We start from the raw sequence: 26510 nt of genomic DNA, 5'->3' as shown, positions 1-26510 counted from the left end.
AAAGTATTTATGGCGTATAAAAATGTGTTTCAAGCTGATGATGGAACCTTGTATCGGACGCTAGTCGCGGCAAAAGAACTCGGAGCGCTTGTCATGGTGCATGCCGAGAATGGAGACGTGATTGACTATTTAACGAAAAAAGCCTTGGAGGACGGGCATACTGATCCGATTTATCATGCATTAACGAGACCTCCAGAGCTAGAAGGAGAAGCGACGGGGCGCGCCTGTCAATTGACAGAACTCGCTGGTTCGCAATTGTACGTCGTTCATGTATCGTGTGCTCAAGCGGTAGAGAAAATTGCTGAAGCGCGCAATAAGGGGTTGAATGTATGGGGCGAAACTTGTCCCCAGTATCTGGTGCTCGATCAGTCCTATTTAGAAAAGCCGAATTTTGAAGGTGCTAAATATGTATGGTCACCGCCGCTTCGTGAGAAATGGCATCAAGAAGTGCTATGGAATGCCTTGAAAAACGGCCAGCTGCAAACGCTCGGATCTGACCAATGCTCATTTGATTTTAAAGGCCAAAAAGAATTAGGAAGGGGAGATTTTACCAAAATCCCAAATGGTGGTCCTATTATTGAGGATCGGGTAAGTATTCTTTTCAGTGAAGGAGTGAAAAAAGGGAGAATTACCCTCAACCAGTTTGTTGATATTGTATCAACAAGAATCGCCAAATTGTTTGGTCTATTCCCGAAGAAAGGAACCATTGCCGTCGGTGCGGATGCGGATTTAGTCATTTTTGATCCAACGGTTGAACGGGTGATTTCAGCCGAAACACACCATATGGCTGTGGATTATAATCCGTTTGAAGGGATGAAAGTAACAGGGGAACCCGTGTCGGTTTTATGTAGAGGAGAATTTGTGGTACGTGATAAACAATTTGTCGGGAAACCGGGGTACGGCCAATATGTTAAACGCGCGAAATATGGGGCGCTAATGGCCGACCAAGATGTGGTGAAAATGTCCTAACGTAAATAAATCATTGAACACCAACAAGCTGTGCCTGGCGGTAAGGATGCGGGTCACGACGAGAAGCGGGGGGTGTGTGATGACTTACCATCAGTTTCTACGTGAGCGAGAAAAGATCGATTACTTAATTGAACAAGGATACTATATGAAAAGCGTAAAAGAAAATTTAAGCGGATCGTTTGTTGAATTTGAGAAAGAAGACTCTTTGTCAGAAACAAGAGATATCCAAACACTGCATATTACAAACGCTGATGCACGCAAATATTTTTCGTCATTATTAATCCGCCAGCTCAGAAAACACCACGAATAGAGAGAAGAGCGATGCACATCGCGATAAGCGCCGGAACGAGTTCCTCTATATATCCTCAATCATTATAGAGGCAGGGCCGGCGCTTTGATTTTCATGAAACAGAGCGCGAATCGCCTAAATGAATGTCACATCTCATAACATAAAACGAGATCGATGATGTTGCTTTCTGTATAATGAAACGTAGAAGGCCATATATAGCCAAGCCGTTACATAAAAATTTGTGATAGAAGCAGGAGCGACCGTTTACGCTGCCTAATATTAAAATGGCATTGCCATGATTGCTGTAAGGGGAGTGAAACAAAGTGTATGAAGACTCCTACATTAACGGTTTCTGATATTCTAAAGCGGAAACATTTTGAACATGTTGAAGTGGCTGCAGGGCATAATGGGCTCAACCGCACTGTAAAATGGGTTCATGTTGTCGAGGTTGCGAAAATCCATCATCTGTTAAACGGAAAAGAGCTGATTTTATCTACTGGGGTAGGATGGAAGGAAAATAAGGAACTGTTTCGATCGTTTGTAGAACAGCTTATCAACTGTGACGCTTCGGGATTATGTATTGAAATCGGTATGCATACTCCTTCTGTTCCGCAAGAAGTAATCGATTTAGCGAATGCGCATCACTTTCCGATCATTCTCTTTCTCAAAGAAGTGCCTTTCGTTGAGATCACCCAAGACATCCACACTTATTTAATTAACCAACACTATGAAATCATCTCCGGACTAGAATCATATTCACAGCAATTAAACAAAAAATTACTTTCAATGGACCATTATAGTGAAATTTTAAAACTATTGCACCACTATTCGGGACATCAAGTGGTTTTTAAAATAAACGGCAGAGAGGTGGAGATATTTCCTAAATACAGCAAAACATTTAAGGAAGAACAGTTGATAGTTGACGACAACGCAGCTTCCAAGAAAAGAGTGGCCACCCAACCGATCCAATTTCTCGGGAATGAATATGCCGAGCTATCCATTGTGTCAACCGGAAAGGAAATCAGCGAATTTGATCTGCTGATTTTGGATCGTACGGCAACTGCGCTGGCACAGCATCTGCTTCGTGATTTGTATGTCGATGAAAAAAAGAGAGTAGAAGAAAATGAGTGGTTGAAAAGCTGGCTAGAGGGAGAGCATCCCATTGAAAATGTGTTTAGTTATTTGGCTGAGTATGGGGCAGAGCCAAATCCAAAAGGAGGGACAGTGCTTGTTGTCCGTTTTAAATCTTCAATGAAGCAATGCTCGAATTTAGACATGATTTATTTTAAAATGCTATGCCGGACGATTTTTGAACAACAAGGTTTTTCGACATTTCCTGTCGATTTTCACAGCAGCATCGTATTTATTATGATCAATAACAGGGAAATGAAAACATGGAAAAGTCGAATGAAAATAGGACTGAATTCTTTGCTTGAATCGGATTATATTCAAAAGAAGAAATTACCTCAATTTGTTGTCGGGGTCGGAAAATTTATCGAAAATGTTTCTCATATGGACAAAAGTTATCGGACGGCTTTAGAGACGATCAAAATTCAACATCATCTTGGCGGCAGAGCCAATAGCTGTTTTTATGAGGATTTGCATATCTATCGAATTATTTCCCTTATTCATAAATACAATGATTTGTATGAAGTTGTCATGGAATACTTAGAGCCTGTTCTTCAATACGATGAAAAATATAATGGAAACTTGTTGGAAACGTTAAAGGTATATTTGGCGTGTAACGGTTCAAAAAAAGAAACCGCACAAAGACTATTTGTCGTTAGGCAAACGCTGTATCATCGAATCCAAAAACTAGAGTCGCTTTTAGGAGAGGATTTTATGAATCCGGAAAAACGGCTCGCTATTGAGTTTATGATCAAGGCATATGAATATTTACAATCGCAAAGTATGGAAAACAAATATGTGCAGCATGATCGGTTGCGAAGATTGTAAGTAAGAAGTCTCCCCCCTGAGAAGCGAAAAGCAGAAGATGCCGTAGGCTTCTAGGGGGATTTCTTTCGTAAAAACATCCATGAGCAATTTTTTGCTCTCCACCGACATGAAAATCTCAGTCCAAGGCGCGCACATTTTCAAAATTTGGTCACATTGTGGAATAAATAGGCTAATCGCTTTTACGCTTTGTCTAGTGAAGGCAATCAAAAACTGGAGGATAATTTTGTGTAACAATACAAAATATTTAGATCATGAACAAAGATAGGAATAAGGAGGAGAATCTGATGTCCATCACCAAACCGGAAACAACGGTTCTCAAAAACTATATCGGTGGACAGTGGGTGGCATCGAGTGGCACAGAAACGCTAGAAGTCCCGAACCCGGCGACTGGGGAAGTGTTGGCGCGTGTTCCGATCTCAACCAAAGAGGATGTCGATCAAGCGGTGCAAGCAGCCAAGAAAGCGTTTGCGACGTGGAAAGATGTCCCTGTTCCCAAACGAGCGCGGATTATGTTTTCATTTCACCATTTGTTAAACCAGCATCATGAGGAATTAGCGGAGCTTGTCGTACAGGAAAATGGCAAAGCGTATAAAGAAGCGTACGGAGAAATTCAACGGGGGATTGAATGCGTGGAGTTTGCGGCCGGCGCTCCGACTTTGCTGATGGGGGAATCGCTGTCGAATATTGCGGAAGAGATTGACTCGGAAATGTTTCGTTATCCGTTGGGAGTTGTGGCAGGGATCACTCCGTTCAACTTCCCCATGATGGTGCCGCTTTGGATGTTCCCGTTGGCGATTGTGTGCGGCAATACGTTTGTATTGAAGCCATCGGAACGGACGCCCATTTTGGCCAATAAGTTAGCAGAACTGTTTACGGAGGCAGGTGCCCCTCCTGGGGTGCTCAATGTCGTTCATGGAGCGCATGAGGTGGTCAACGCCTTGATTGATCATGAGGATATTCGTGCGATTTCATTTGTCGGTTCACAGCCAGTGGCCAAGTATGTGTATGAACGGACAGCAGCGCAAGGCAAACGAGTGCAGGCGTTGTCGGGGGCGAAAAATCATCATATTGTCATGCCAGATGCGGATGTAGAGACGGCCGTACAACATGTGATCAGCTCAGCGTTTGGCAGCGCGGGCCAGCGTTGCATGGCTTGCAGTGCAGTCGTGATTGTCGGGGAAAATGAAACGTTCGTCCGTCGGTTGAAACAAAAAGCGGATGAGTTGATTATTGGGAATGGCATGGATCCGGAAGTGTTATTAACCCCGGTCATTCGGCAGTCTCATCGTGAAAAGGTGCTAGGCTACATTCAAAAGGGGATTGAAGAGGGCGCGGTATTGCTGCGCGATGGGCGAAAGGAAATGGATGATAGACCCGAAGGCAATTTTTTAGGTCCCACGATTTTTGATTATGTCACCCCGGATATGACGATCGCGAAAGAAGAGATCTTCGCACCTGTATTAAGTTTGCTGAGGGCCAATGATTTAGATGAAGCGCTCAGCTATATTCGGAAGTCTCGGTATGGGAACGGGGCGACGATTTATACAAAGGATGCGAAGGCCGTCCGGAAATTCCGTGAAGAGGCCGATGCGGGGATGTTGGGCATTAACGTCGGCGTGCCGGCGACGATGGCGTTTTTCCCGTTCTCTGGCTGGAAAGATTCGTTTTACGGCGATCTTCATGTGAATGGAAAAGATGGCGTGAATTTTTACACGCGCAAAAAGATGATTACTTCCCGGTTTGATTTTTAACCTGTGTTGGGTGAAAGGGGCAGAGAATCATGCAAACTGAACAAACCCACCAACTGTGGCTCGACAAAGATGATCGATATATCTGGCATTCGATGAAGCCATATAACCCACAAGCAACGCTGATTGCGGCCGAAGCGAAAGGCTGCTGGGTGACGGATGCAGCTGGCAATCAGTATTTGGATGCGATGGCCGGGCTCTGGTGCGTCAACGTCGGCTACGGGCGCGAGGAACTCGCCGAAGCGGCGTATGAGCAGCTGAAGACGCTGGCGTATTTCCCGTTGACGCAAAGCCACTTACCGGCAATCCAGCTTGGGGAAAGGCTTAACGAACTGTTGGGCGATGAGTATGTCATCTTCTTCTCAAACAGCGGGTCGGAAGCGAACGAAACGGCGTTTAAAATCGCCCGCCAATACCACCAGCAGCGCGGGGAGCATCATCGGTACAAAATCATTTCCCGCTACCGGGCGTACCACGGCAACTCGATGGGGGCGCTCTCAGCCACCGGGCAGGCGCAGCGGAAATACAAATACGAGCCGCTCGCCCCAGGTTTCATCCATGTGCCGCCGCCGGATGTCTACCGCGACCCCGATTCAGCTGACGATCCGCGCCAGCTGCGGGCGGTAAAGGCCATTGATGATGTCATGACGTGGGAGTTGAGCGAAACGATCGCTGCCGTCATTATGGAGCCGATCATCACCGGGGGTGGCGTGCTCATTCCTCCGGACGGGTATATGAAAGCGGTCAAAGAAGTATGTGAAAAACACGGCGCCTTGCTTATTGTCGATGAAGTCATCTGCGGCTTTGGCCGGACGGGAAAAGCGTTCGGATTTCTAAACTACGGCGTCAAGCCGGACATCATCACGATGGCGAAAGGCATTACGAGCGCGTATTTGCCGTTGGCGGCCACCGCTGTTCGCAAGGATATTTATGACGCGTTCAAAGGAACAGGCGAATACGACTATTTCCGCCATGTCAATACATTTGGCGGCCACCCGGCTGCTTGTGCGGTGGCGCTGAAAAACATCGAGATCATGGAGACGGAGCGGTTGTTTGATCGTTCGCGAGAGGCCGGGGAATGGCTGCTTGATGAGCTAAAAACGAACTTGGCCAACCACCCGTATGTCGGCGATGTGCGCGGCAAAGGGCTGCTTGTGGGCATTGAGCTTGTCGCTGATAAAGCGACGAAAGAGCCTCTTGATGTGTCGCTTGTCAATCAAGTGATCAATCGATGCAAAGAAAACGGCCTCATCATTGGCAAGAACGGAACGACGGTCGCCGGATACAACAACGTACTCACCTTATCGCCGCCGCTTTGCATCACGGATGATGAACTTTCGTTTGTGGTGCGTGTCTTGACCGGGGCGCTAGCGGCCATTCAATAAGAAGAAGGACAAACGCCAGCTTGGGTCGACAGGCTGGTGTTTTGTTTGCCTTCGTGCAGACATTCGGAAAAACATAGAAGCAGGCGGCTGTCGCTAGGGCTGAACGTTCTCCCGCCTATGCGCTTGTTCTTCGAGATGGGAGATTCTTAGACACCTGCCTCAGGGCAGGCTGCCCGATCATCGATTCCTGTGTGTTTGACGAAAGATCGATCATGAACACTGAATGGTCATTCCGAACAAGAGCCGTTTTAACCCCATTCAAATACATACGTTAATGGAATAGCTAAGTCCTTAAATTGTGCGGAATGCAGCGTGTCTTGTTGTCCGTATGTTGCATGTCGTTGATATGTACCTTCGTGCAAATAGTACACATGAATCATTTTATTAGCAGTATCAACAATCCAATATTCCGCAATTCCATAGTGTTGGTAAGTATAAAATTTTTCGTTGTAGTCTTTTAAAGCGGTTGAAGGTGACAAGACTTCAACAACCAGTGTAGGTGCCCCGTAACATCCTTTTTGGACAATCTGTTTTTTATTGCAAATCACGGCAATATCGGGTTGGACAATGTCATCAGGGGTTTCATACGTTTCATTTTTGCTAAGGAATACATCAAACGGCGCTATAAAAACATAACAATGTTTGTTTTGGAAAAAATGGCGCAAAGCAAAATACAATTCTCCGACTGCAAATTGATGTTCCGAAGATGGAGCAGGTGTCATATTATATGCTTTTCCATTTATAAGTTCCCAGCGACCTTCCCATGTTTTCCAGTCAGCATAAGTGTAAATTTTGTTCGAGTCAGGGATATTGCCCATTGTTTCACCCTCTTTCATTTTAAGGATACGTTTGTTTACAGTTTAGCAAAAGAAATCAAGGAAGTGTAGGGAGGACTTTCATTAGACGTTTATTTATCACCCGCTTACGCTCACAAGCGGGAGTGAGGGTCTTCTTGGTTCAGGATGATAAAAAAGGAATCTGGCGTTTGTTTGTCGAATGACATGAGTGAAGAATGTATGGGGAAAGGGAGAGAATGATGTCCGCATTTCAAGCGTTTGTTGTCAACAAAACCGAAACAGAATTTACCGCCGGTGTGCAGACGATTTCCATGGATGATTTGCCGGAAGGCGACGTCCTTGTCCGCGTCCATTATTCGAGCGTCAATTACAAAGACGGATTGGCGTCCATTCCGGACGGCAAAATTGTGAAAACGTATCCGTTTGTGCCGGGAATTGATTTGGCCGGGGTGGTTGTTTCGTCGCAACATCCGCGTTTTCGCGAAGGGGACGAAGTGGTTGCGACCGGTTATGAAATCGGCGTGACGCATTTCGGAGGCTACAGTGAATATGCTCGCCTGCACGGCGAATGGCTCGTTCCGCTGCCGAAAGGGTTGACGTTGAAAGAAGCGATGGCGATCGGGACGGCTGGGTTTACAGCGGCGCTGTCCATTCACCGTCTTGAGGAGCATGGGTTGACGCCGGAACGCGGACCGGTGCTTGTCACGGGGGCGACGGGCGGAGTCGGGAGTCTGGCCGTGTCGATGCTCGCGAAGCGCGGCTACACGGTGGAAGCGAGCACAGGCAAAGCGGCGGAGCACGATTATTTGCGCGTTTTAGGGGCGAAAGAAGTGTTGACGCGAGAGGACGTCACGGCCGAGCACATTCGTCCGCTTGATAAGCAGCGCTGGGCAGCGGCAGTCGATCCGGTCGGCGGCCGGACGCTGGCCACGGTGTTAAGCCGCATCCGCTACGGCGGAGCCGTGGCGGTGAGCGGACTGACCGGAGGGGCGGAAGTGCCGACGACGGTCCATCCGTTTATTTTGCGCGGTGTCAGCTTGCTTGGCATCGATTCTGTCTATTGTCCAATGGATGTGCGCCTCCGCATTTGGGAGCGGCTCGCTGGCGACTTAAAGCCGGATCTTGAGCGGATTGCTCAAGAGATTTCGCTCGCTGAATTGCCGCAAGCGCTTAAGCGCATTTTGCGTGGCGAACTGCGCGGCCGGATGGTGGTGCGGTTAGGATGACGTTCGGGACGCGGTCTGCTTGAAGCAACGCCAAAAGCCCGATGCTTCCACATTCCTTCTTGTTTTGTCCTTGACACTAACACTTCCTAAAAGGCCGGTGAAAAACGATCATTTTCGTCAAATGGGTGATTTTTGTTGGGAAAGAAGAGCCAATTTTACAAGGTTTCTTAACTTGAGAAGGGATATTGTTGAGCTGATTTTTTCATTAAATCACCAGTCTTCTAAACGAAAAAGAGTGAAGGGGACGGGGGAGGCAGGCGTGCAGAAGAATAAGAGAAAGACGCAGGAAGCAGCGCCTGCGTCTTTTTTTATCCCCGCAATTGGTACCGCTCCAGCTCGGAGAAAAAGTCTTTCACAAACCGGTAAAACACTTTCACCGACGGGGCGAGCTCGTGATGGTCGGAGACGATGATGCCGACATTTCGCTTCACTTGCGGCATTTCAATCGGCACTTTGGCGGCGTAGCGAAGCAAGCTTTCCGACAGGGCGCTCTCCGGCAAGAGGGTCACGCCGATGCCGGCGGAGACAAGCCCTTTAATGGCATCGAGATCTTCGCCTTCCGATGAAATGTTGGGCGAAAATCCGGCTTGGTGGCAAGCGTCAATGACGATTTGATGCAAAATGTATCCCTTTGGAAACGTAACAAACGGGTCGTGGCGCAGTTCGTTTAACACGATCCGGTCGCGGCGAGCGAGCGGATGGCTGTTCGGCAGGAGGGCCGCAAACGGTTCAGAAAATAAAATTTCCCCTTTGATGCCGATTTCGCGTGCGGGAATCGGTCCAAGAAAGGCCAAGTCAATTTCCCGTTTTTTCACCGCTTCGATTAAATAATAGTACGACCCTTGGCGGAGATGGAACGAGACGTTTGGGTGTTCCGCTTTAAAGGCGGAGATGACCATGGGCATCATGTGGCTTGCCAGGCTTGTCGGAAACCCGATTTTAATCGTCCCGCGCTCCGGGTCTAAATATTCTTCGATTTGTTGCTTTGCATCATCGACCGCCTTCAACACCGCTTCGGCGTGCGGCAAAAAATGACGGCCGATGGGGGTGAGCTTCACGTTCCGCCCTTCCCGTTCAAAAAGCTGCACGCCAAGCTCCGCCTCTAAGTTTGCGATTTGCCGGCTGATCGCCGACTGCGCGACATGGAGGGCATCGGCGGCTTCGGAGACGTGTTCGCGCCGGGCGACTTCCACGAAATATTGCAGTTGCCGCAGCTCCATTTTTCTCCCTCCTTTTGATTGATCGCAAAATGAGATGGATTTTATCTAAATTATATATTGTTTATATTAATTTTGAAAACTACAATGAATATTACAGACAATTCGGAACGGGAGGGGAAGGCAGCATGAAACACTACGGATTACCGGAAGCGCAAGGGTTATATCGCCCGGAATTTGAACATGATGCATGCGGGATCGGGTTTTATGCGCATTTGAAAGGAAAACCGTCGCACGACATTATCAAAAAGGCACTTCATATGCTTCGCCAGCTTGAACACCGCGGCGGACAAGGGAGCGATCCGGAAACGGGCGATGGCGCGGGCATTATGACGCAAATTCCGCATGAGTATTTTCAAGCGGTGTGCGGCGGGATGAACTTGCCGGAAAAAGGGCGCTACGGGGTCGGGATGTTCTTTTTGCCGGAAGAGGAAGCGAAACGGGCGTACTATGAATCGATGTTCAATGAGATCGTCGCTCAAGAAGGGCAACGGCTGCTCGGATGGCGGACAGTTCCGGTCGATCGTGAAAAGCTTGGCAAACTGGCGCGGCAAAGCCAGCCGTTCATCCGCCAAGTGTTTGTCGCGGCAAGTGATGACGTGGCCGATGAGTTGGCGTTTGAACGGAAACTGTACATGATTCGCAAACAATTTGAAAAGCGTGTGGAAAACAACGAGTGCTACGTAGCAAGCTTCTCGAGCCGGACGATCGTTTATAAAGGGTTGCTTACGCCGGAACAAATCGATGCGTTTTATTTGGATTTGCAAGATGAACGGTTCCGTTCGGCGTTTGCCCTCGTGCACTCGCGCTTCAGCACGAACACGTTCCCGAGCTGGGAGCGGGCCCATCCGAACCGTTATTTGATCCATAACGGCGAGATCAACACGCTGCGCGGCAATGTCAACTGGATGACGGCGCGCGAGAAGCAATTTGTGTCGGAAGCGTTCGGCGCGGATTTGGAAAAAGTCGTGCCGATTTTGGATACGAACGGCAGCGACTCGTCGATTTTGGACAATGCGTTCGAATTTTTCGTTCTCGCTGGCCGGAAGCCGGCCCATGTCGCGATGATGCTCATTCCGGAACCGTGGTTTTGGGATGAGCAGATGGATGATGCGAAAAAGGCGTTTTACGAGTACCATAGCTGTCTCATGGAGCCGTGGGACGGACCGACGGCGATTTCGTTCACCGACGGCAAGCAAATCGGCGCCATTTTGGACCGGAACGGCTTGCGTCCGGCCCGCTATTACGTCACCAAAGACGACTACATTATTTTCTCATCCGAAGTCGGCGTCATTGATGTCGACCCGAACAACATTTTATATAAGGAACGGCTGAGCCCGGGGAAAATGCTTTTGGTTGACCTCGAGCAAGGGCGCATCATCTCCGACCAGGAAATCAAGGAAGAAATGGCTCATGAAAAGCCATATCGCCAATGGATCAACGAGCAAATGATCACGCTTGGCGATCTGGAAATTCCGGAGGACGTCGAAGCGCCGAAGCAACTCGTCAAACTGCAAAAAGCGTTCGGCTACACGTTTGAAGATGTGGAAAAAACGATTTTGCCGATGGCGGCGGAAGGAAAAGATCCGACCGGCGCCATGGGCATGGACGCTCCGCTTGCCGTGCTGTCGGAGCGGCCGCAAAGTTTGTTCAACTACTTCAAGCAGCTGTTCGCCCAAGTGACAAATCCGCCGATTGATGCGATCCGCGAATATGTCGTCACCTCGACGATGACGCTGCTTGGCAAAGAAGGGAACATTTTGCATCCGGACGCCAAAGCGGCGCGGCGCATCCGCTTGGAAACTCCGCTATTGACGAACGAAGAGCTCGCAGCGTTAAAAGCCAATCCGTACCCGGAATTTGCGTGCGCGGTGCTGCCGACGCTGTTTACTGATGATTTGAAACAGGCGCTTGATGAGCTGTTTGCCAAAGCGGATGAAGCGATCGAAAACGGGGCGGCGCTTCTTGTGCTGTCCGACCGCGGCGTTGATGAAACACATGTCGCCATTCCGGTTTTGTTGGCGACAAGCGGGCTTCACCAGCATCTTGTCCGCAAAGGGACGCGCACGAACGTCAGCCTGCTTGTAGAAAGCGGTGAAGCGCGTGAAGTGCATCATTTTGCGGCGCTCATCGGCTACGGGGCGGACGCCATCAACCCGTACTTGGCGCTGGAGACGATCCGCCAAGCGTCAGAAAACGGCACGATCGCCTTGTCTTACCGTGAAGCGGTGAAAACATATATCAAGGCGGCTGTTGACGGTGTCGTCAAAGTGATGTCGAAAATGGGCATTTCGACGGTGCAAAGCTACCGCGGCGCACAAATTTTTGAGGCGGTCGGCATCGGCAACGATGTCATTGATGAATACTTTACCGGCACGGCATCGCAAATTGGCGGCATCGGGCTTGCGGAAATCGCCAAAGAAGCGAAAATGCGCCATGAGTCCGCATTTGACGCACGGTACGAAGACGATGTGCTGGATACGGGCAGCGAGCTGCAATGGCGCCGCAACGGCGAACATCACGCGTTCAACCCGAAGACGATCCATTTGCTGCAATGGGCATGCCGGAAAAACGACTACAACCTCTATAAACAATATTCGAAACTGGCCAATGAAGAACAGTTGACGTTCTTGCGCAATTTGTTCGATTTCGATTCGAGCCGACAGCCGGTGCCGATTGAGGAAGTCGAACCGATCGAGTCGATCGTCCGCCGCTTTAAAACAGGGGCCATGTCGTTCGGTTCGATCAGCCAGGAAGCCCATGAGGCGCTGGCGATCGCTATGAACCGGATCGGCGGAAAAAGCAACAGCGGCGAGGGCGGCGAAGACCCGGCCCGCTATGTGAAAGATGAAAACGGCGACTGGCGCCGCAGCGCGATCAAACAAGTGGCGTCCGGACGTTTTGGCGTAAAAAGCCATTATTTGGTCAATGCCGATGAATTGCAAATCAAAATGGCCCAAGGAGCAAAACCAGGCGAAGGCGGGCAGCTTCCGGCCAACAAAGTGTATCCGTGGGTCGGCAAAGTGCGCGGCTCCACGCCGGGGGTGGAGCTTATTTCTCCGCCGCCGCACCATGACATTTACTCGATTGAAGATTTGGCCCAACTCATTTATGATTTGAAAAACGCCAACAAAGATGCGCGCATCAGCGTGAAGCTCGTCGCCAAAGCCGGCGTTGGCACGATCGCCGCTGGCGTGGCGAAAGGGAACGCCGATGTCATTGTCATCAGCGGCTATGACGGCGGCACGGGCGCTTCGCCGAAAACGAGCATTAAGCACGCAGGCCTGCCGTGGGAGCTTGGATTGGCGGAAACGCACCAGACGCTCATGCTCAATGGGTTGCGCGACCGCGTCGTTCTAGAAACCGACGGCAAACTTATGACCGGCCGCGATGTCGTGATGGCGGCGCTGTTTGGCGCTGAAGAGTTCGGGTTTGCGACCGCGCCGCTTGTCGTCTTAGGCTGTGTCATGATGCGCGTCTGCCATTTGGATACATGCCCGGTCGGCGTGGCGACGCAAAATCCGGAACTGCGCAAAAAATTCACCGGGAAGCCAGAACATGTCGTCAACTTTATGTACTTTGTCGCTCAAGAAGTGCGGGAAATTATGGCGGAGCTCGGCTTCCGCACGATCGACGAAATGGTCGGCCGCGTCGATGTCTTGAAGGTAAGCGAGCGGGCGAAAGCGCATTGGAAAGCGAAACATCTCGACTTGTCGCGTCTTCTGTACCAAGTCGATGGACCGCGCACTTGCAGCAAAGGGCAAAACCATCGTTTGGAAGAGACGCTTGATCATACAGAAATTTTGCCGGCGGTGCAGCCAGCGCTTGAGCGGCAGGAGCCGGTTGAGCTCGAGCTGATGATCCGCAACGTTCATCGCACGGTCGGGGCGATGACCGGCAGCGAAATTTCGAAGCGCTACGGTGAGAAAGGGTTGCCGGATGATACGATCCGCCTCTATTTCACCGGATCGGCCGGGCAAAGTTTTGCGGCGTTTGTGCCGAAAGGAATGACGCTCGAGCTCGTCGGCGACGCGAACGACTACGTCGGCAAAGGGCTTTCGGGCGGCAAAGTGATCGTCCGCCCGCCGCATGAGGCGCCGTTTGCCGCAGCGGACAATGTCATTATCGGCAACGTCGCTTTCTATGGAGCAACAAGTGGTGAAGCGTACATTCGCGGCCGCGCCGGTGAACGGTTCTGTGTGCGCAACAGCGGCGTTCATGCCGTTGTTGAGGGAGTCGGCGATCACGGCTGTGAATATATGACCGGCGGCCGCGTCGTCATCCTCGGTTCGGTTGGCAAAAACTTTGCCGCTGGCATGTCAGGAGGCATCGCCTACGTCCTCGCTGACGAAGACAGTTGGCAGCAGACGGCCAACCTTGAGCTCGTCTCGTTTGAGCGGCTCGAAGACGAGGAAGAAATTCGCAACGTGCGTCGGATGATCGAAAACCATTACCGCTATACGGGAAGCCCGCGGGCGGTGTTAGTGCTCGAAGAGTGGGACGCGTATGTCCGCCGCTTTGTCAAAGTCATTCCGCGCAACTACAAACTGATGGTCGAAACGATTCGAACGCTCGAACAGTCTGGGTTTTCGCATGAAGAAGCCGTCATGGCGGCGTTTGAAACGGTGGCGAAACAGAAAAAAGCGGCTGCCGTCGGCGCCCATGTGTTGCAAGTGGCCGCGAAGTAAGGTCTTCCTTTCGGGCGGCTGTGGCATGGCGGCGCCGCTTTGGCCCCGCGGCCGCGCGGGGCTCGCTTTTTGACTGGCCTAACAGGCGGGAAGGCCGCATCGGGGAGAAGAGAGGACGTGTACGGAAAGAAGGAGGGGAACCATCGTGGGAAAAGCAACAGGGTTTATGGAATATGCACGCGAGGAGGAAAAAAAGCGCGACCCGCTTTCCCGTCTTGATGATTGGAAAGAATATACACAGCCGTTTTCGGAAGAGGTGCTGGCCCGCCAAGGCGCCCGCTGTATGGACTGTGGCACACCGTTTTGTCATATGGGATTGGAGCTAAACGGCCTTACCTCGGGGTGTCCGGTGCACAACTTGATTCCAGAATGGAACGATTTGGTGTACCGAGGCCGCTGGAAAGAAGCGCTTGACCGACTTTTAAAGACCAACAACTTCCCAGAATTCACCGGCCGCGTCTGTCCGGCGCCGTGCGAAGGATCGTGCACGGTGGCCATTTCCGACCCAGCGGTTGCGATTAAAGGAATCGAACGGGCCATTATTGATAAAGGGTTTGCCGAGGGATGGGTGAAACCGCGTATTCCGAAGACGCGCACGGGGAAAAAGGTGGCCATCGTCGGCTCCGGCCCGGCCGGGTTGGCCTGCGCTGACCAACTCAACCAAGCCGGCCATTCGGTGACGGTGTATGAGCGGGCTGACCGCATCGGCGGCTTATTGATGTACGGCATTCCGAACATGAAGCTGGAAAAGGAGATTGTAAAACGGCGGGTGCGTCTGCTCGAAGAGGAAGGCATCACGTTTATTACGAACACCGAAGTCGGCAAAGATATTATGGCTGACGAACTGCGTGCTCAGTACGACGCCGTTGTCTTGTGCATCGGTGCGCAAAAGCAGCGCGATTTGGCCATTGAAGGCCGGGAGCTTGAGGGTGTCCATTTTGCGATGGATTATTTGACCGGCGTGACGAAAAGTTTATTGGATTCGAATTTTGCCGACGGCCAGTTTATCGATGCCAAAGGAAAACGTGTCATCGTGATCGGCGGCGGCGACACGGGGGCCGACTGCGTGGCGACCGCGCTGCGCCAAGGCTGTAAAAGCGTCGTCCAGTTCGGCAAACACCCTGCTTTGCCGGACAAGCGCCCGGACGATAACCCGTGGCCGCAATATCCGCTCGTCTTTACGCTTGACTACGCGTACGAAGAAGCAAAAGCGAAATTCGGCGCCGACCCGCGCCAATATTGCATTCAAACAAAGAAAATCGTTGGCGACGAGCACGGCCGCGTGAAAGAGCTGCATACGATTCAAATGGAAAAAATCATCGATGAAAACGGCAAAGCGATCTTTAAAGAAATTCCGGGGACGGAACAAGTATGGCCGTGCGATTTGGTGTTTATCGCCATCGGGTTTGAAGGGCCGGAGCAGCCGTTGTTGAAGCAGTTTGGCGTTGAAACGACCAACAACAAAGTGAAAGCCCCTTACGGCAAATATACAACAAACATCGAGGGCGTGTTTGCCGCTGGCGACGCCCGCCGCGGCCAAAGCTTGATCGTCTGGGCCATCCATGAAGGCCGGGGGGCGGCCCGTGAAGTCGACCGGTTCCTGATGGGAGAGACGAAATTGCCGTAATGGTTGTTTCCTCCTTAAAAAGTGGCGCTTTTTAAGGAGGATTTTTTTTTGTTTTGCTGGAAAAGGAATAGAAGGAGGAGAGTGGTGCTCAACATGAATCGGCGATTATGGATCACGTCAGCCATAGGCCTTGCCCTTTTTTTGCTTGTTTGGGCGGCGATGGCCACTGGGCTGACAAAGGCCATCGATGAAGGTGGGCTGCGGTTGTTTGATTCATGGCAATGGCTTGATCCGTTCACCTTCTTTGGCAACGGGGAAACGATCGGCATGATTAGTGTGATGCTTGTCATTGGTTTATGGTTCTTCCGCCGCGATGTCTACGGAATGGTGTTGGTTGTGGTCGCTGTTGGCGGGGGATATGGCATCAATGAGTGGCTAAAACATATCATTGGACGGGCTCGACCGCCTCATGCTGAAGTCGGCGGGTTCAGTTTTCCAAGCGGTCACGCGATGATTGGGACGATTTACTTGTTGCTTTTGGCGTACTTTTTGGCGCAAACGCGCACGAAGCGCGGCGAGTGGGCCGCGATTTACGGCGTTTTTGGAGCGCTTGCTCTGTTGACCGGCTTAAGCCGGTTAAGTCTGCAAGTGCATTATCCGTCTGATGTGCTTGGCGGGTTTTTGCTTGGGGGTGCCTACGTATCGGCCTGCCTTGCTCTTTATCGTACGCTGGTCCAGCAATGCGGGCGTTTATAGTCCGATATGTTGGGTCATAACAAAAAACGATTTTTGTCCCGTTTTTATTCGGTTGTGAAGCCGATTTGCGGCTTTATATTGTGCTTTGATGCTGTCGAAAGGAAGGAGAAAATCTCTTTTTCTATACTATCGCGTTGATCGAGACAATGATACAATGGGGAAAAGGAGGTGAAACGATGGGGCAAGCCGAATTCGTGCAAATGATGGCCGAACTGCTTGACCAAAAGCTGAATCCCATCCACGTGCGGCTCGATCGGATCGAAGGAAATGTCCGAGCGCTTCAAGAAGGACAGGCGCGCTTGGAAGGCGAGGTGCAAGCGCTCAAGGAAGGGCAAGCGCGGCTGGAAGGAGAAGTGCAAGCGCTCAAGGAAGGGCAAGCGCGGCTGGAAGGAGAAGTGCAAGCGCTCAAGGAAGGGCAGATGCGCCTTGAAGGAGAGGTGCAGGCGCTCAAAGAAGGGCAGGCGCGCTTGGAAGATGAAGTGCAGTTGTTACAGGAGGGACAAGCCCGCTTGGAACAACGGCTTCACCGGGTTGAGGAGGATGTGCGCACATTAAAAGTGGATATGGACGCGGTCAAAGGCGACGTCCAAACATTGAAAGCCGACATGGACGCGGTCAAAGGCGACGTCCAAACATTGAAAGCCGACATGGACGCGGTCAAAGGCGACGTCCAAACATTGAAAGCCGACATGGACGCGGTCAAAGGCGACGTCCAAACATTGAAAGCCGACATGGACGCGGTCAAAGGCGACGTCCAAACATTGAAAGCCGATATGGACGCGGTCAAGGACGATGTCCAAACATTGAAAGAAGGACAGCAACGGCTCGAAGAAAAAGTTGACTACCTTGCTACAGAAATGCGGAGCCACTTTCGCCACATTGAAAACATGCTCCATAAGCATCAGGCCGCTCTTGATATGGCTTCGCGCGAGTTCTCTTCCAAACAGGCATCCATCGATTATTTGATGAAAAAAGTGACAGAGCATGATATGGAAATTTTCCACTTAAAAAATTATCTCCAACCATAATTTTCTTCACCGCAACAAAGAAAAAAGTCTAGAAGGCCGGTGGTAACTAGGAAAATGCGATTGAATAAGGCGTGTTTTCACTGGTCTTCTAGACAGCTTTTTCAGCATATGTTATAGAAAAGATAAAGTCACAAGGGGGAAGCGATATGGCGGCCCGTATCGTGAAAACGGGGTATGCGTTGGCGTTTTTGTGCATCATTGCCGGTATTGTTTATTTTTTTGCCGCCAACTGGCCTGAAATGGGGCGAGAGGCGAAAGTCGGGATCAGCATCGGCATGATGGTGGGGTTTTACGGGGCAAGCGCGGCGCTGGCGGGCCGCCATCGTTTTTTAGGACGCTGGATGTTGATCGGTGGGGTGTTGGCGTTTGGTATTGCGTTGGCGTTGCTTGGGCAAATTTACAATTCGCACGCTGACAGTTATTGGCTGTTTCTTGCCTGGCTTGTGCCGACTGCTGTGTTAGCGCCACTGACAAAAGAACGGTCGCTGTCGGTTATTGCGCTTGGTTTGTTGCAACTCGCGTGCTGGTTTTATTATTTTCCGTCGGCTTATCGGATTGAATGGACGGAATGGTCGTCGTTTGGTTTGCTCTTATTGTTTGCAGCGATCAACGGCGTGCTGGTTGGTGTCAGCCGTACGCCGTTAGTCGCCCATCTCGCTTATATTGCCATGCATGGCTGGCTGCTTGCTGTTGGGGTGACCGGCTTTTCATATGGGCGCGACGTCTGGTGGCCATACGTTTATGCGGCGTTGCTTGCCGGGTTGCTTTATTATTTTCTTGTCATCGCTAAGCAGCGGTCGTATGTGTTGTTGACGAGTTTGTTTGCCGGACTGTTTTTGTTGATTCAATACATTCGCCTGCTCGCTGATCATTTTGAAACGTGGCTGCTTCTTATTGGGCTTATGGCGGCTGTTGCAGTGCTATACGGTGGAATTGTGCTATTGCGGCGGACTGGGCTGTTTTCAGCGGAGACGAAAGCCGGGAGGCGGTTTTTGGCGGCGTTTCAAGCCATTGTCACGCTTGCAGCATCGGCGTTGGCAACGGCGAGCCTACTCGGTTTGTATTTGATTTGGGCGGAGTCATGGTCGCCGTATGTGCTCTTTTTCGTTTCCGTCTTTGGATTTGTCGTTCCCGCTTGGCTTGGTCGGCGTTGGAATACGGCGGTTCGTTATACGCTGCTTGCTGTCGGCTACGGGCTTGGATTGACGATGGCGTGGGAAGTGTCTCGGGCGGCGCTGTTCATCTATGCCATCGGGCTCGCTATCGGGGTCGTCCGATCATCAGACAGTGCGGTGCGCCGGTTGACAACGGTAGCGCTGACGCTATATTTGGCAGCAGGGCTTGATTCGGTTGTGGATAACGGACGGATGGTGTTGCTCGCGCTGGCTTTTGTCAACGGCGGGCTGTATGCGTATGGCCGCTGGAGTGGAACGCCGTTTCTCACTCCGCTTGTCTTGGCGTTCGGCGCGCTTGGGATTGCGACAAGCGTTGATGTGTTTGCGGCTGATGGGCTGTACATGGCTCTGAATATCACCATGATTGCCGCGCTTGCCTTCTTTCTTTTTCGCGGGCGGCGGCCGGAGCGAAAGGTCGCTTCGGTGTATTTCGTGCTTTATCTTGTGTTGAAGTATTATGAACTGGCGTGGAATTTGCTTCATAAATCGGTCAGTTTGCTCGCGGCGGGAGTTGTGTTGCTCGCATGGACGGTTTGGCTGGAGAAACGAAATGGTTTCACATGGACTGGAGGAGTGCACTGGAGCCGACGCGTTTCGCTGCTTGTGCTCGCTGTTGTGGTCGCCCAATTTTCATTCTTAGGTTATACCGTGTGGCAAAAGGAGCGGCTATTGCAATATGGTGATGTCGTGAAGCTTGAGATTGAACCATTGGACCCGCGTTCAGTGTTGCAAGGGGATTATATTCAGCTTCGGTACGATATTTCCACAATTCCGTCGCTTGACGGTAGCGGACGGGTGCAAGTCGGGTTGCGAAAAGGAGAGGACGGGGTGCATCGTTTGGCTGGAGTATATGCGGTCAATGGAGAAAAAAGGCCGGGATACACGCCGCAACCGGGAGATGTGATCATCACCGGCACGTTTCACGGCCCACAAGTGGTGTATGGCATTGAATCGTATTTCGTTCCAGAAAAGACCGGAAGGCAATGGCAAGAGCGCGCCCGCTTTGCCTATGTGCGCGTGAGCGAAAATGGCGATGCACTGCTTGAGGCGATCAGCGCAAAATGAGCCCGCCGGAGAGCGGGCTCCGCGTTAGGGGCGTTCGCTTTTTTTGATTGTTTCAATGAATCACTGGATCAACTGGACGTGCCATATGACAAGTAAACGAAAGTCATGGGGGTGGACCTTGGGCTGCGATATATCGCTGTGGCAGGCGTGGGGACAAAAATGGATGAGGACGCTAACGCCCCAAGAATCCCACGGATTTAGCCGTGTGGAGTGTCAATCCTCCGTATAACGTTCAAGCACGCGGTCGATCGCCCCACCGTACGCCTCACCGAACAAATTCAAATGCACGAGCAAGTAAAACAGTTGGTAGAGCGGTTTCCGCTCATGATACTCCGGAGAGAGCGGCATAAGCTCGCGATAGCTCTCATAAAACCGGACTGGAAAACCGCCAAACAGCTCGGTAAAAGCGATCTCAAACTCATGATGGCCGTATAAAACAGATGGATCGATCAAATATGGGACGCCTTCTGGCCCTGGGATCCAGTTGCCGCCCCATAAATCGCCATGCAAAAGTGACGGAAAACAGTCATCCGGGAGCCATTGGTCAAGACGCTCGAGCAGCCGTTCGAGACGTTTGCGCCGCTTGGCGGGCAGGAGACCTCTCTCCGCCGCTCGCATCATTTGCGGCAGGAGGCGGGCGTCGCGGTAATAGTCGAGCCAACGGCCGTACCATCCGTTTCGCTGCGGCAGCGTCCCGATATAGGTATCGCGGGCAAGGCCAAACGCCGGCCCGCGGCATTGATGGAGGCGGGCAAGGCCGCGGCCGAGCTGTTCCGCCGTCTGTTCCGTTTCTGCTCCTTCAATCCACTCCAAGACGAGCCAGCCCCAACCGTCCGCTTCCCCGAAGCCGAAGGTATGCGGAACGTCGATGGCGCGTGCTTGCCTGATCAGCTCGAGGCCCATCCGTTCGGCAGCGAAAAATCCACTCGGTGGGAAACGTTGCATTTTGATAAAGTACGTTTGCTTGTCGCTTCGGACGCGGTAGGCGTCATTGATGTCGCCGCCCGAGACGCGGCGCCAATGGCGGATGCGGGAATGATCACCGATCGATTGGAGCGCCATTTGCAACATCGTTTCCTTGTTCATTGATCCACCTCCGCCAACTGCTCATTGAGCTCGTTCAGCACTTCACCGATTTTTCGCTGATGGATGACAGCGTCGGCGAGATCGTCTAGTTCAGTCGGTTCCCAATTGATAATCACGAGTTTAGCCCCACTCCGCTTGGCAACAAGCGGCAGCTGGTTGGCTGGGGATACCTGCAGAGAGGAGCCGAGCACAACGAACAAGTCCGCTTGACGGGCCGCTTCCCATGCTTGATCGATGGTTTTCTCCGGCAGCGGCTCGCCAAACAGCACGACCGACGGGCGCAAAACTCCGCCGCATTCGCACGTCAATACACCGTGCAAATAGGCGAAGCTGGGTTTTTGTTGTCCGCACTGCTGGCAATGGACAGTGCGCAATGAGCCGTGGAGTTCAATGACGCGTCGGCTTCCCGCTTCTTGATGAAAGCCATCGACATTTTGCGTCACAATCGTCTGCACGATCCCGCGCCGCTCCCAATCGGCCAACAAGCGGTGTCCGTCATGCGGTTGGCACTGTTGCAATGTGCGAATGCGATATTGGTAAAACTCGACGAACGATTCACGGCGATGGTACAGCGCATCGATGGTAGCGAGTTCGCTCGGGTTAAAACGCGCCCACAGCCCGGTGCGCGGCGAGCGGAAATCGGGCAGCCCACTTTCGGTTGACATGCCGGCGCCGGTCAGCACAACGGTGCGGCGCGAGGCGGCCAGCCATGAAGCGATGGACATGTTTGTTCCCCCTTCATTTTATGATGAAAGTTGAAATTTTCACATTTATAGCTTTAATAGAGCTGTTTGATCGATTATCGGGAGATCGAAGCTGTTCTCCACATTCATGCATGGAACTGATAATCGGGAAGCGGGTGGTTGTTCGGTCTCCCAGCACGCCAAGGCTTGCTTCGAGCAGCGGAGAAAATAGACAAGATGCTTTTTCGCTGCAGCAAATCATTCTTTCGTTTCGGCAAAAGGGTGAATCCAATAAGAAGTTCGACAATCATTTTGCTTTTCCTTTCCGCCTGTTTCCATTATGATAAAAGAGAAGGAAAAAATGGACAAGGGGGCAAGGAAAATGAGCAAAAAGGTGTTGATCATCACCGGCGATGCGGTGGAGGCGCTTGAAGTGTACTACCCGTACTATCGCTTGCTCGAAGAGGGGCATGAGGTCACGATTGCCGCGCCGAAGAAAAAGAAACTGCATACCGTCGTCCATGATTTTGCCGACTGGGATACGTACGTGGAAAAGCAAGGCTATTTGATCGACGCTCATGCGTCGTTCGCCGAGGTTGACCCGGCGCAATACGACGGATTGGTCATCCCGGGCGGGCGCGCTCCGGAATACATTCGCCTTGATGAGAACGTGCAGCGCATCGTTCGCCATTTCTTTGAGGCGAATAAGCCAATCGCCGCAATTTGCCATGCTTCACTCATCTTTGAAACGATGCCGGATGTCTTGAAAGGACGAAGCTTGACAGCGTATATCGCCTGCAAACCGGGGGTAGAGGCGCTTGGGGCGACGTATGTGTCTGACAATACGGTGCATGTTGACGGCAACCTTGTTTCTGCCCATGCGTGGCCGGATTTGCCGGCGTTTATGCGCGAGTTTCTCCGATTGCTTCAATAGCGGAAAATCGGTCTCCCCCTTTGCAATGGCATGGGGAGGCCGTTTTTTGAGGCGAAGGAGCCTTGGCCGGCGGCCAGCGCTGTTTCTTTTGGTGGCCGAAGGCTCCCCTGTCATGGTGTGTAACCGTTTTTACCATTACGCCAGCCGGCACGGAAGAAAAACAGAGACAAGCGGCCCGATCGTGTGCGGCGGCAATCTCCCTCATCCGGCGATATTCGCTTGTTCCGGCTTTGCTTTCGGTGCTTTCGTCGCCAAATAGACGCCAAATAAGACGACCGCGCCGCCGGCAAGCTGCGGGACGGACAGGGCGCCGCCGAGCAAAAACGTAATGGCGGCGGTAAAGACGGCAATCAAGTTCAAATACACGCCGGCATGGCTCGGACCGACTTTTTGCACTGACACGTTCCAAAACAAAAAGGAAAGAACAGACGGAAACAGGCCAATATAAGCGACCCCGGCGAGCCCGGCCGCGCTTATGTGCCCAGCCGGAAACGGATAAAAAAACGCGAACGGCCATAACATCAGCAAACTGAAAAAGACGGAGCACGTTGTCGCTGTAATCGGCGGAACGGGCAGCTTTTTGCCGATGATCGAATAAAGCGCCCAGACGACGCCGGCCGCGAGCATCATCAAATCGCCGCGGTTATAATCTGTTTGGAAGACGTGCGTCACGTGTCCGTCTGTTAAAATAAAGAGCACGCCGGCGAGCGACAACAAAAAGCCGGCGATATTTGTTTTCGACAGCCGCTCGCGCAGCAATACATATGACAACACGACGATGATAGCCGGATTGAGCGAGTTGACGATCGCCGCATTCATCGATGACGTATAGGCGAGCGCGCTGTACAAAAGCAAGTTGTAGCCAATGATGCCAAGCACCCCGGCCGCAGCGAGCGGAAGCCAATATTGTTTCATGACATCCCGATAGCGCGGCCGCTCGAGCCAGTACGATACGGGAACCAACACGATGAAGGCGGCGCACCAACGAATTAACGTCAGCCAAAATGGGCCTGTTTCCGTGATCACCGACTTGCCGATGACGTAATTTCCAGCCCAAAACAAGTTTGCCAGCACTAGAAACAGTTTTTCTTTCATTTTTTTTCGCTCCTGTCTTGTTTTCCTTTCTTTTACTTTTACTTCATCGTCGTCCTGATTTCCTTCTTAACATTTGCTGGGCACCGGTCGGTTTGTTTTCCTAACATCAATGCATCATCCTTGCCTTTTTGGCAATGCTGAGAAACGAATGGCAGCTTGTATGGGGGAAGCGATAGGGATGACACGGACGGATCAAGGCGTATACCGATGATGTTGGCTCGTTTTGCTTTTTGGCGGAAAAACCGTTGCAAGAATATGCACCCACAAGGAAGAGGCTTGCACAATAAGGGTTGTCTTTTTCCTACTCATAGGATAACATTTGTACCGTAGGAGATTTACTTATGAAAATAGAGAAAAGGAAGGACGATCATTATGGCATTACCAGGCGGGGCAGCGATGAACATTACGATTCGTCTCCAGTTCGAAAAAGATATCGTCTCATTCGGCGATATCGCCGCCGCGATTGGCAAAGCGGGCGGGGACATTGTCGGGATTGACGTCATTTCATCAAGCAAAGTCCATACGGTGCGCGACATCACCGTCAGCGCGCTCGACACGAAGCAGTGCGATTTGATCATTGAGGCGCTGAAAAAAATTCAAGGCGTCAAAATCATCAACGTTTCCGACCGCACGTTTTTGATGCACATCGGGGGGAAAATTGAAACAAATTCAAAAATCCCAGTGAAAACGCGTGATGACTTGTCGCGGGTGTACACGCCGGGCGTGGCGCGCGTCTGCACGGCCATCGCTGAGGATCCGCGCAAGGCGTATTCGCTGACGATTAAACGGAATACGGTAGCCGTCGTCTCGGATGGCACGGCGGTGCTCGGGCTTGGCGACATCGGCCCGTATGCGGCGATGCCGGTCATGGAAGGGAAAGCGATGCTGTTTAAGGAATTTGCCGGAGTGGACGCGTTTCCGATTTGCTTGAATACGAAAGATACGGAAGAGATCATCCAAATAGTGAAAGCGATCGCCCCAGCGTTTGGCGGCATTAACCTCGAAGACATTTCCGCTCCTCGTTGCTTTGAGATTGAAAAGCGGTTGAAGGAAGAGCTCGACATCCCGGTGTTCCATGACGACCAACACGGTACGGCGGTCGTGTTGCTCGCCGGGCTGCTCAACGCGCTGAAAATCGTCGACAAAAAACTCGAGGACATTAAAGTCGTCTTAACCGGCATTGGCGCGGCCGGCATTGCCTGCACGAAAATTTTGCTTGCGGCCGGCGTACGCAACATTATCGGGGTCGACCGTCATGGCGCCATCCATCGCGATGAAACGTATGAAAATCCGTATTGGCAAGAATATGCGCAAATCACGAATCCGGATAATCTGAAAGGAAGCTTGTCCGATGTCATCGCCGGCGCAGATGTGTTTATCGGCGTCTCAGCTCCCGGCATTTTAAAAGTGGAAGATGTGAAAAAAATGGCGCGCGACCCGATCGTGTTTGCGATGGCCAACCCGATTCCGGAAATTGATCCGGAGCTGGCCGAGCCGTACGTGCGCGTCATGGCGACCGGACGTTCTGATTATCCGAACCAAATTAACAACGTCCTTTGCTTCCCGGGCATTTTCCGCGGGGCGCTCGACTGCCGGGCGAGAGAAATTAACGAGGAAATGAAGCTCGCTGCCGCGAAGGCGATTGCCTCTGTCGTGACGGAGGATGAATTGAACGAAACATACATCATCCCGAGCGTCTTCAACAGCAAAGTCGTTGAACGCGTCAGACAAGCGGTCGTCGAAGCGGCTTACCGCACTGGGGTGGCCCGGAAAGATCATATTCCTTTAGGTGGGTATACAGGGGAGCAAAAATAAAATAGGTGTGTAGTTAACTCCCTTTTTTATTGCACAATATAAGTAAATTCCTCCATTGTGAATATGAACGTATATGTTTTTTCGCAGAAAAGTTCCATGAGCAAATTTTGCTCTTCACCTAGGTATGAAAATGACCCATCAAGGCAAGGTGCATTTTTGCGCAAAGTTATATTTTTGGGCCTTTTCTCGATATTTCTTCGAGAAAAGGCCGTTTCATTTTTTTCTTGACTGTAGATGAGCAAATTCACTAACACAAATTTACAACCAAACAAAAAAGAAGACATGAACCCGATTCCTTGGTTCGAATAGATGTGCCCACAACTATCACAAGGAGGTTCATGTCTCATGAATCGATGAGCACATCATCAAGGAATTCACAAGTTTTTCACGATGTTAGGGTTGGCGCTTTATTTCTCGAAACCTGTGATGAAGCATCTCGTTCATCTCGTGGATGCGATGGTGACGAAAGGTTTTTCGGGAACGTTGACCGATCTTCATCATGGAAGCTTTCATCCGAACCATCGCACGACACTCAGCCATTTTTTTTTACGAAAAGCCCGTGGGAGGAAGAGACGTTGCTTCGCAAACTCCAGCAGTGGATCCTTCGTCGTGTCGAACGTAGCTCGAAACGGGAGAATTCACCCATTTTTGTTTCGATCGATGATACGATTTGCCAAAAAACCAAGCCCTCGTCACGGGCAACACGCACTATTCAAGGGTGCGATTGGCATTATTCTCACGCGAATAAAAACTGGCACCGTTCGAAACCAAATAAGCCCGAAAAAGAAAACGGCGCTTCCGAGCGAAAAGCGAAACGAACTTCCAAACCGGATTCACTTTCATTTCTCCGAAAAAAGCAGTAGCGATGATGAGAAGGAAGATTGGTAGCATCCGTTCGCGCATAGGTGATCTCCCATGTTTTTCATTTATTTTTATCGTATCAGCCGTTGGATGTTCTTGTAAAGATTGTTTTTAATGGTGTTTTTTAAGCAAAAATACTAAAAAATAAAAAGAACATATTGAAAAAAAAA

At 51.2% G+C, this 26510-nt stretch carries 18 protein-coding genes and 2 pseudogenes; 14 read left to right on the top strand and 6 right to left on the bottom strand.

Annotation, left to right across the window (positions count from 1 at the left end; genetic code table 11):
• The 5 genes from hydA to BRO54_RS15210 form a co-directional block, all read left to right on the top strand.
• The coding region (hydA, locus tag BRO54_RS15230; protein WP_074044489.1) for a dihydropyrimidinase at positions 1-969 on the top strand (969 nt) is incomplete at its 5' end.
• Positions 970-1048: 79 nt separating this feature from the next.
• Positions 1049-1279 carry a hypothetical protein gene (locus BRO54_RS15225; protein WP_011230920.1) on the top strand — a complete coding sequence of 77 codons (231 nt, stop codon included), beginning with the start codon at positions 1049-1051 and terminating at the stop codon, positions 1277-1279.
• 306 nt (positions 1280-1585) lie between these two features.
• A complete protein-coding gene (locus tag BRO54_RS15220; RefSeq protein ID WP_074044488.1) occupies positions 1586-3214 on the top strand; it encodes a PucR family transcriptional regulator in 1629 nt (542 codons plus the stop codon).
• Between the two features lie 284 nt (positions 3215-3498).
• The gene (locus BRO54_RS15215) at positions 3499-4965 is read left to right on the top strand and encodes a CoA-acylating methylmalonate-semialdehyde dehydrogenase (protein WP_011230922.1); all 1467 of its coding nucleotides are present in this window, start codon (positions 3499-3501) and stop codon (positions 4963-4965) included.
• 29 nt (positions 4966-4994) lie between these two features.
• Positions 4995-6347: an aspartate aminotransferase family protein gene (locus tag BRO54_RS15210; RefSeq protein WP_074044487.1), complete on the top strand. Its 1353-nt coding sequence runs from the start codon at positions 4995-4997 to the stop codon at positions 6345-6347.
• 248 nt (positions 6348-6595) lie between these two features.
• Here BRO54_RS15210 and BRO54_RS15205 read toward each other — a convergent pair whose 3' ends face one another.
• Positions 6596-7165, bottom strand: coding sequence for a Uma2 family endonuclease (locus tag BRO54_RS15205; protein WP_074044486.1), 570 nt, complete (start codon positions 7163-7165; stop codon positions 6596-6598).
• Positions 7166-7383: 218 nt separating this feature from the next.
• On the opposite strand from BRO54_RS15205, the gene BRO54_RS15200 reads away from it, so the two are divergent.
• Positions 7384-8370: an NADPH:quinone oxidoreductase family protein gene (locus BRO54_RS15200; RefSeq protein ID WP_074044485.1), complete on the top strand. Its 987-nt coding sequence runs from the start codon at positions 7384-7386 to the stop codon at positions 8368-8370.
• A gap of 308 nt (positions 8371-8678) precedes the next feature.
• On the opposite strand, the gene gltC is transcribed toward BRO54_RS15200, so the two are convergent.
• Complete coding sequence (gene gltC, locus BRO54_RS15195) at positions 8679-9590, bottom strand: glutamate biosynthesis transcriptional regulator GltC (protein ID WP_011230926.1); 912 nt, start codon at positions 9588-9590, stop codon at positions 8679-8681.
• Positions 9591-9715: 125 nt separating this feature from the next.
• Between gltC and gltB the strand changes: the two genes are divergently transcribed.
• From gltB to BRO54_RS15170, 5 genes are all read left to right on the top strand, one after another.
• Positions 9716-14275, top strand: a complete 4560-nt coding sequence (gene gltB, locus BRO54_RS15190) for a glutamate synthase large subunit (RefSeq protein WP_074044484.1) — start codon at positions 9716-9718, stop codon at positions 14273-14275.
• A 145-nt stretch (positions 14276-14420) separates the two neighbouring features.
• On the top strand, positions 14421-15902 hold the full coding sequence (locus tag BRO54_RS15185) for a glutamate synthase subunit beta (RefSeq protein WP_074044483.1): 1482 nt from the start codon (positions 14421-14423) through the stop codon (positions 15900-15902).
• 93 nt (positions 15903-15995) lie between these two features.
• A complete protein-coding gene (locus tag BRO54_RS15180) occupies positions 15996-16598 on the top strand; it encodes a phosphatase PAP2 family protein (RefSeq protein ID WP_239691279.1) in 603 nt (200 codons plus the stop codon).
• A gap of 176 nt (positions 16599-16774) precedes the next feature.
• Positions 16775-17626, top strand: coding sequence for a coiled-coil domain-containing protein (locus BRO54_RS15175; protein ID WP_074044481.1), 852 nt, complete (start codon positions 16775-16777; stop codon positions 17624-17626).
• 146 nt (positions 17627-17772) lie between these two features.
• Complete coding sequence (locus BRO54_RS15170) at positions 17773-19866, top strand: GDYXXLXY domain-containing protein (RefSeq protein ID WP_074044480.1); 2094 nt, start codon at positions 17773-17775, stop codon at positions 19864-19866.
• 213 nt (positions 19867-20079) lie between these two features.
• On the opposite strand, the gene BRO54_RS15165 is transcribed toward BRO54_RS15170, so the two are convergent.
• Both BRO54_RS15165 and BRO54_RS15160 read right to left on the bottom strand, forming a co-directional pair.
• Positions 20080-20952, bottom strand: coding sequence for a fructosamine kinase family protein (locus BRO54_RS15165; protein ID WP_074044479.1), 873 nt, complete (start codon positions 20950-20952; stop codon positions 20080-20082).
• Entirely contained in the window at positions 20949-21677 is a 729-nt protein-coding gene (locus BRO54_RS15160; RefSeq protein WP_074044478.1) for an NAD-dependent deacylase, read from the bottom strand. Before BRO54_RS15160 ends, BRO54_RS15165 begins: the two co-directional genes overlap by 4 nt.
• A gap of 340 nt (positions 21678-22017) precedes the next feature.
• On the opposite strand from BRO54_RS15160, the gene BRO54_RS15155 reads away from it, so the two are divergent.
• Positions 22018-22569 (top strand): DJ-1/PfpI family protein, encoded by a 552-nt coding sequence (locus BRO54_RS15155; protein ID WP_066227462.1) that lies wholly within the window; start codon positions 22018-22020, stop codon positions 22567-22569.
• Positions 22570-22770: 201 nt separating this feature from the next.
• On the opposite strand, the gene BRO54_RS15150 is transcribed toward BRO54_RS15155, so the two are convergent.
• Entirely contained in the window at positions 22771-23664 is an 894-nt protein-coding gene (locus tag BRO54_RS15150) for a DMT family transporter (RefSeq protein ID WP_074044477.1), read from the bottom strand.
• Positions 23665-24036: 372 nt separating this feature from the next.
• Here BRO54_RS15150 and BRO54_RS15145 point away from each other — a divergent pair, with 372 nt between their 5' ends.
• A complete protein-coding gene (locus tag BRO54_RS15145; RefSeq protein ID WP_074044476.1) occupies positions 24037-25479 on the top strand; it encodes an NAD-dependent malic enzyme in 1443 nt (480 codons plus the stop codon).
• Between the two features lie 296 nt (positions 25480-25775).
• Positions 25776-26228, top strand: a pseudogene (locus BRO54_RS15135) (hypothetical protein); the annotation flags it as partial.
• Here the strand turns inward: BRO54_RS15135 and BRO54_RS19560 are convergent.
• A pseudogene (locus BRO54_RS19560) lies at positions 26223-26382 on the bottom strand (sensor histidine kinase); the annotation flags it as partial. The pseudogenes BRO54_RS15135 and BRO54_RS19560 sit on opposite strands and share 6 nt — an antisense overlap.
• Positions 26383-26510: the final 128 nt, after the last annotated feature.

Origin of the sequence: Geobacillus proteiniphilus (assembly GCF_001908025.1) — a bacterium.
Taxonomy (GTDB): domain Bacteria; phylum Bacillota; class Bacilli; order Bacillales; family Anoxybacillaceae; genus Geobacillus; species Geobacillus proteiniphilus.
Note: the sequence above shows the minus strand (reverse complement) of the source record. Positions and strands in the feature narration are given on the sequence as shown.

What these genes read in the sequence shown, in the direction of transcription:
- BRO54_RS15225 (WP_011230920.1), top strand. Translation starts at nt 1,049, where the DNA reads ATGACTTACCATCAGTTTCTACGTGAGCGAGAAAAGATCGATTACTTA.
- BRO54_RS15220 (WP_074044488.1), top strand. Translation starts at nt 1,586, where the DNA reads ATGAAGACTCCTACATTAACGGTTTCTGATATTCTAAAGCGGAAACAT.
- BRO54_RS15215 (WP_011230922.1), top strand. Translation starts at nt 3,499, where the DNA reads ATGTCCATCACCAAACCGGAAACAACGGTTCTCAAAAACTATATCGGT.
- BRO54_RS15210 (WP_074044487.1), top strand. Translation starts at nt 4,995, where the DNA reads ATGCAAACTGAACAAACCCACCAACTGTGGCTCGACAAAGATGATCGA.
- BRO54_RS15205 (WP_074044486.1), bottom strand. Translation starts at nt 7,165, where the DNA reads ATGGGCAATATCCCTGACTCGAACAAAATTTACACTTATGCTGACTGG.
- BRO54_RS15200 (WP_074044485.1), top strand. Translation starts at nt 7,384, where the DNA reads ATGTCCGCATTTCAAGCGTTTGTTGTCAACAAAACCGAAACAGAATTT.
- gltC (WP_011230926.1), bottom strand. Translation starts at nt 9,590, where the DNA reads ATGGAGCTGCGGCAACTGCAATATTTCGTGGAAGTCGCCCGGCGCGAA.
- gltB (WP_074044484.1), top strand. Translation starts at nt 9,716, where the DNA reads ATGAAACACTACGGATTACCGGAAGCGCAAGGGTTATATCGCCCGGAA.
- BRO54_RS15180 (WP_239691279.1), top strand. Translation starts at nt 15,996, where the DNA reads ATGAATCGGCGATTATGGATCACGTCAGCCATAGGCCTTGCCCTTTTT.
- BRO54_RS15175 (WP_074044481.1), top strand. Translation starts at nt 16,775, where the DNA reads ATGGGGCAAGCCGAATTCGTGCAAATGATGGCCGAACTGCTTGACCAA.
- BRO54_RS15170 (WP_074044480.1), top strand. Translation starts at nt 17,773, where the DNA reads ATGGCGGCCCGTATCGTGAAAACGGGGTATGCGTTGGCGTTTTTGTGC.
- BRO54_RS15165 (WP_074044479.1), bottom strand. Translation starts at nt 20,952, where the DNA reads ATGAACAAGGAAACGATGTTGCAAATGGCGCTCCAATCGATCGGTGAT.
- BRO54_RS15160 (WP_074044478.1), bottom strand. Translation starts at nt 21,677, where the DNA reads ATGTCCATCGCTTCATGGCTGGCCGCCTCGCGCCGCACCGTTGTGCTG.
- BRO54_RS15155 (WP_066227462.1), top strand. Translation starts at nt 22,018, where the DNA reads ATGAGCAAAAAGGTGTTGATCATCACCGGCGATGCGGTGGAGGCGCTT.
- BRO54_RS15150 (WP_074044477.1), bottom strand. Translation starts at nt 23,664, where the DNA reads ATGAAAGAAAAACTGTTTCTAGTGCTGGCAAACTTGTTTTGGGCTGGA.
- BRO54_RS15145 (WP_074044476.1), top strand. Translation starts at nt 24,037, where the DNA reads ATGGCATTACCAGGCGGGGCAGCGATGAACATTACGATTCGTCTCCAG.